The organism is Streptococcus sp. GMD4S (assembly GCF_000296955.1).
Genome location: NZ_AJRE01000100.1, coordinates 1 through 4,625 on the forward strand (window position 1 = coordinate 1; position 4,625 = coordinate 4,625).

The window sequence follows — 4,625 nt, forward strand, 5'->3', positions numbered from 1 at the left end:
GCGACTGTTTTTGGCTACCAAGTGAAGGATCCAGAGCGTTTTGGTGTGGTCGAGTTTGATACAGACATGAATGCTATTTCCATAGAAGAAAAACCGGAGAATCCTCGCTCTAACTATGCAGTGACTGGTCTTTATTTCTATGACAATGATGTTGTGGAGATTGCCAAACAGATAAAACCGAGTGCTCGTGGAGAGTTGGAAATCACAGATGTTAACAATGCTTATTTGAAGCGTGGGGATTTGTCAGTTGAAGTTATGGGGCGTGGTTTTGCCTGGTTGGATACAGGGACGCATGAGAGCTTGTTAGAGGCTTCCCAATATATCGAAACGGTTCAACGAATGCAAAATGTTCAGGTTGCCAATCTGGAAGAAATTGCCTACCGAATGGGTTATATCAGCCGCGAAGATGTGCTGAAGTTGGCGCAACCTCTCAAGAAGAATGAATACGGGCAATACTTGCTTCGTTTGATTGGAGAAATCTAGATGACAGATAATTTTTTCGGCAAAACACTTGCAGTGCACAAGATTGATGCCATTCCAGGTTTGTTAGAGTTCGACATTCCAGTTCATGGTGACAATCGTGGCTGGTTTAAGGAAAATTTCCAGAAAGAAAAGATGCTACCGCTTGGTTTTCCTGAAAGCTTCTTTGCTGAAGGAAAACTGCAAAATAACGTCAGCTTTTCTCGCAAAAATGTTCTTCGAGGACTCCATGCTGAACCTTGGGATAAGTACATCTCAGTAGCAGATGGTGGCAAGGTTCTGGGTTCTTGGGTTGACCTACGTGAAGGTGAGACTTTTGGAAATGTTTATCAGACCGAGATTGATGCAAGTAAGGGAATCTTTGTCCCTCGCGGCGTAGCCAATGGTTTCCAAGTCCTCTCGGATACAGTTTCTTATAGCTATCTGGTCAATGACTATTGGGCACTTGAACTCAAGCCTAAATATGCTTTTGTCAACTATGCAGACCCAGCTTTGGGCATTGAGTGGGAAAACCTAGAAGCAGCAGAAGTCTCAGAAGCTGATAAACATCATCCACTGCTTAAGGATGTAAAACCTCTGAGAAAAGAAGATTTGTAAAAAAATTAGGGAATAAAAATGACTGAATACAAAAATATCATCGTGACAGGTGGAGCTGGTTTTATCGGTTCTAACTTTGTTCATTATGTTTACAAAAACTTTCCAGATGTTCATGTGACAGTGCTGGACAAGCTGACTTATGCGGGTAATCGTGCCAATATTGAAGAAATTATAGGTGATCGTGTTGAGTTGGTTGTTGGAGATATTGCTGATGCAGTCTTGGTAGACAAGCTGGCAGCTGAAGCGGATGCTATCGTTCATTATGCGGCAGAAAGTCACAATGACAACTCGCTCAATGATCCGAGTCCCTTTATCCATACCAACTTCATCGGGACCTACACTCTTTTGGAAGCAGCACGTAAATACGACCTTCGTTTCCACCATGTGTCAACTGACGAAGTCTATGGGGATCTGCCTCTGCGTGAAGATTTGCCAGGTCATGGAGAAGGTCCAGGTGAGAAATTTACGGCTGAAACCAAGTACAATCCCAGCTCGCCTTACTCATCAACCAAAGCAGCTTCAGACTTGATTGTCAAAGCTTGGGTTCGCTCATTTGGTGTTAAAGCGACTATTTCTAACTGTTCAAACAACTATGGTCCTTACCAACATATCGAGAAGTTCATTCCGCGCCAAATCACCAATATTTTGAGTGGAATCAAGCCAAAACTCTACGGTGAAGGTAAAAATGTCCGTGACTGGATTCACACCAATGACCATTCATCAGGTGTTTGGACAATTTTGACAAAGGGTCAAATTGGTGAAACCTACTTGATTGGTGCGGATGGTGAGAAGAACAATAAGGAAGTCCTGGAACTCATTCTCAAGGAAATGGGGCAACCAGCTGATGCTTATGACCATGTGACGGACCGAGCTGGTCACGACCTTCGTTATGCTATCGACGCTAGCAAGCTTCGTGATGAACTAGGGTGGAAACCAGAGTTTACCAACTTTGAAGCAGGTCTCAAAGAGACCATCAAGTGGTACACAGACAACCAAGACTGGTGGAAATCTGACAAAGAAGCAGTAGAAGCTAATTATGCTAAAACGCAACAAGTGATTAACTAAATGCATACTAAAAAGCAAGAGACTTTGAGTTCTCTTGCTTTTTATGTATGTCGTAATCTTTTATTCTCTTATTTCTTGTTTATAAAACTCTTTAAGGGCAGCTTGCCAGGTTGGAATGACGAAACCTGTCGCCTTCGCTTTGACTAAACTCATGGTTGAGTTGAGAGGTCGTTTAGCCTTGGCAGGAAACTTGCTGGAGTCTACTGGTACTACTTCGACATCACTGTCTTTAAGAATCTCGACAGCGAAGTCATACCAAGTGGTGTCTTCCGCTGCGTCATTTGATAAGTGGTAGTAGCCAAACTCTTTTTGATTATCAGTCAAATAGGTCATGAATTCGGCCAAGGTTCGTGTCCAGGTTGGGCGGCCGTGTTGGTCGTTGACTACTGTGAGTGTTTTATGGGATTTGGCTAGATTTTGCATGGTAAAGACAAAGTTTTTACCATAATTTCCAAAGACCCAAGCAGTCCGGATAATGTAATGCTGTGACGTAAGATTTTCAACAAGTTCCTCCCCCATTCGCTTGGTACGCCCGTACTCTGTTTGCGGATCAGGTAGGTCATCGACTTCCCACTCTTGTCCGACGGGTTTCTTTCCATCAAAGACATAGTCTGTCGAGATATAGACCAGAGTAGATCCGTATTTCTCAGAGGCCTTGGCTACATTTTCAGTTCCAGTTACGTTGATGGCAAAATCCAGTTCTTTCCCCTCGTCTTCTGCTGCATCAACAGCAGTATAAGCTGCACAATGATAGACTAAAGTTGGCTTAATCTCAGCAAAGACTTTCTCAACCATTTTAGCATTAGTGATATCCATTTCGGCCACATCCACTGCAACATAGTCCACATTTCGTTCATCTAGTAAATAACGTAGTTCGGTACCGAGTTGACCATTTGAACCTGTAATTAATATCATTGTCTTCTCCTTAACTTTTCTTCTATCTAATCATAGCAAAAAAATGATAAAAAATCTGATTTTCGGTCCTTGTTTTGCTGGTTTAAGATATAAAAATATAGTATTAGAGAATCATAATTTTATAATAGAAAACTTATTTTTCAGAATTTACCAAATTAATTCAAAAATTCTGAAAATTTTATTGACATGTTTCTGAAAAGGGACTATAATGGGGTGAAAGTTTTAAAGGAGAAAACAATGAAAAGTTCAAAACTACTTGCCCTTGCGGGTGTGACGTTATTGGCAGCTGCGACTCTTGCAGCCTGCTCTGGATCAAGTTCAAATGCTAAAGGTGAGAAAACATTCTCATACATTTACGAAACGGATCCTGATAACCTAAACTATTTGACAACTGGTAAGGCAGCTACAGCAAATATTACTAGTAACGTTATCGATGGCTTGCTTGAAAATGACCGCTATGGTAACTTTGTACCGTCTATGGCTGAGGATTGGTCTGTATCTAAGGATGGATTGACTTATACGTATACACTCCGAAAGGATGCAAAATGGTATACATCTGAAGGTGAGGAGTATGCAGAAGTTAAAGCTCAAGACTTTGTAACTGGTCTTAAGTATGCTGCTGATAAGAAATCAGATGGTCTTTACCTGGTTCAGGAATCTATCAAGGGATTGGATGCTTACGTCAAAGGAGAAATTACAGATTTTTCTCAAGTAGGAATCAAAGCTCTTGATGATTATACCGTTCAATACACATTGAACAAGCCAGAAAGTTTCTGGAATTCTAAGACAACAATGGGTGTTCTGGCTCCTGTTAATGAAGAATTTTTGAACTCTAAAGGGGATGACTTTGCTAAAGGTACGGACCCAAGCAGCATTCTCTATAATGGACCATTCTTACTCAAATCAATCGTAGCCAAATCATCAGTCGAGTTCGAAAAGAATCCAAACTATTGGGACAAAGACAATGTCCATCTTGATAAAGTAAAATTATCCTTCTGGGATGGTCAAGATACTAATAAGCCAACTGAAGCTTTCAAAGACGGTAGCTTTACAATGGCTCGCCTCTTCCCAACAAGTGCTAGTTACTCAGAGACTGAAAAAACATTCAAAGACAATATCGTTTATACCCAACAAGATTCTACTACTTATTTAGTAGGCACAAATATCGATCGCCAGTCTTATAAGTACACTTCTAAGACAACAGATGAGGAAAAAGTATCAACCAAGAAGGCACTTTTGAATAAGGACTTCCGTCAAGCTATTGCATTTGGTTTTGACAGAACAGCCTACGCTTCTCAAGTAAATGGTGCAAGCGGGGCTACTAAACTGCTTCGTAACTTATTTGTTCCTCCTACATTTGTACAGGCAGATGGGAAAAACTTTGGGGAATTAGTTAAGGAAAAATTGGTGACCTATGGAGATGAGTGGAGCAACGTAAACTTGGATGATGCCCAAGATGGACTCTACAATCCTGACAAAGCCAAAGCAGAGTTCGCTAAAGCTAAGGCGGCCCTTCAAGCGGAAGGTGTGAAATTCCCAATCCACTTGGATATGCCTGTAGATCAAAC

At 41.3% G+C, this 4,625-nt stretch carries 5 protein-coding genes; 4 read left to right on the top strand and 1 reads right to left on the bottom strand.

Annotated features, from left to right (window positions below; all coding sequences use genetic code 11):
- The 3 genes from GMD4S_RS07070 to rfbB all read left to right on the top strand — a co-directional run.
- A partial coding sequence (locus GMD4S_RS07070) for a sugar nucleotidyltransferase (RefSeq protein ID WP_000962347.1) occupies positions 1-483 on the top strand: 483 nt, incomplete at its 5' end.
- On the top strand, positions 484-1,077 hold the full coding sequence (locus GMD4S_RS07075; RefSeq protein WP_000131467.1) for a dTDP-4-dehydrorhamnose 3,5-epimerase family protein: 594 nt from the start codon (positions 484-486) through the stop codon (positions 1,075-1,077).
- Between the two features lie 18 nt (positions 1,078-1,095).
- Entirely contained in the window at positions 1,096-2,142 is a 1,047-nt protein-coding gene (gene rfbB / locus GMD4S_RS07080) for a dTDP-glucose 4,6-dehydratase (protein WP_000141509.1), read from the top strand.
- Between the two features lie 60 nt (positions 2,143-2,202).
- Here rfbB and rfbD read toward each other — a convergent pair whose 3' ends face one another.
- Positions 2,203-3,057, bottom strand: coding sequence for a dTDP-4-dehydrorhamnose reductase (rfbD, locus tag GMD4S_RS07085; RefSeq protein ID WP_000600928.1), 855 nt, complete (start codon positions 3,055-3,057; stop codon positions 2,203-2,205).
- Positions 3,058-3,294: 237 nt separating this feature from the next.
- Between rfbD and GMD4S_RS07090 the strand changes: the two genes are divergently transcribed.
- Positions 3,295-4,625, top strand: a 1,331-nt coding sequence (locus tag GMD4S_RS07090) for a peptide ABC transporter substrate-binding protein (RefSeq protein WP_000842591.1), incomplete at its 3' end; no start/stop codon positions are given.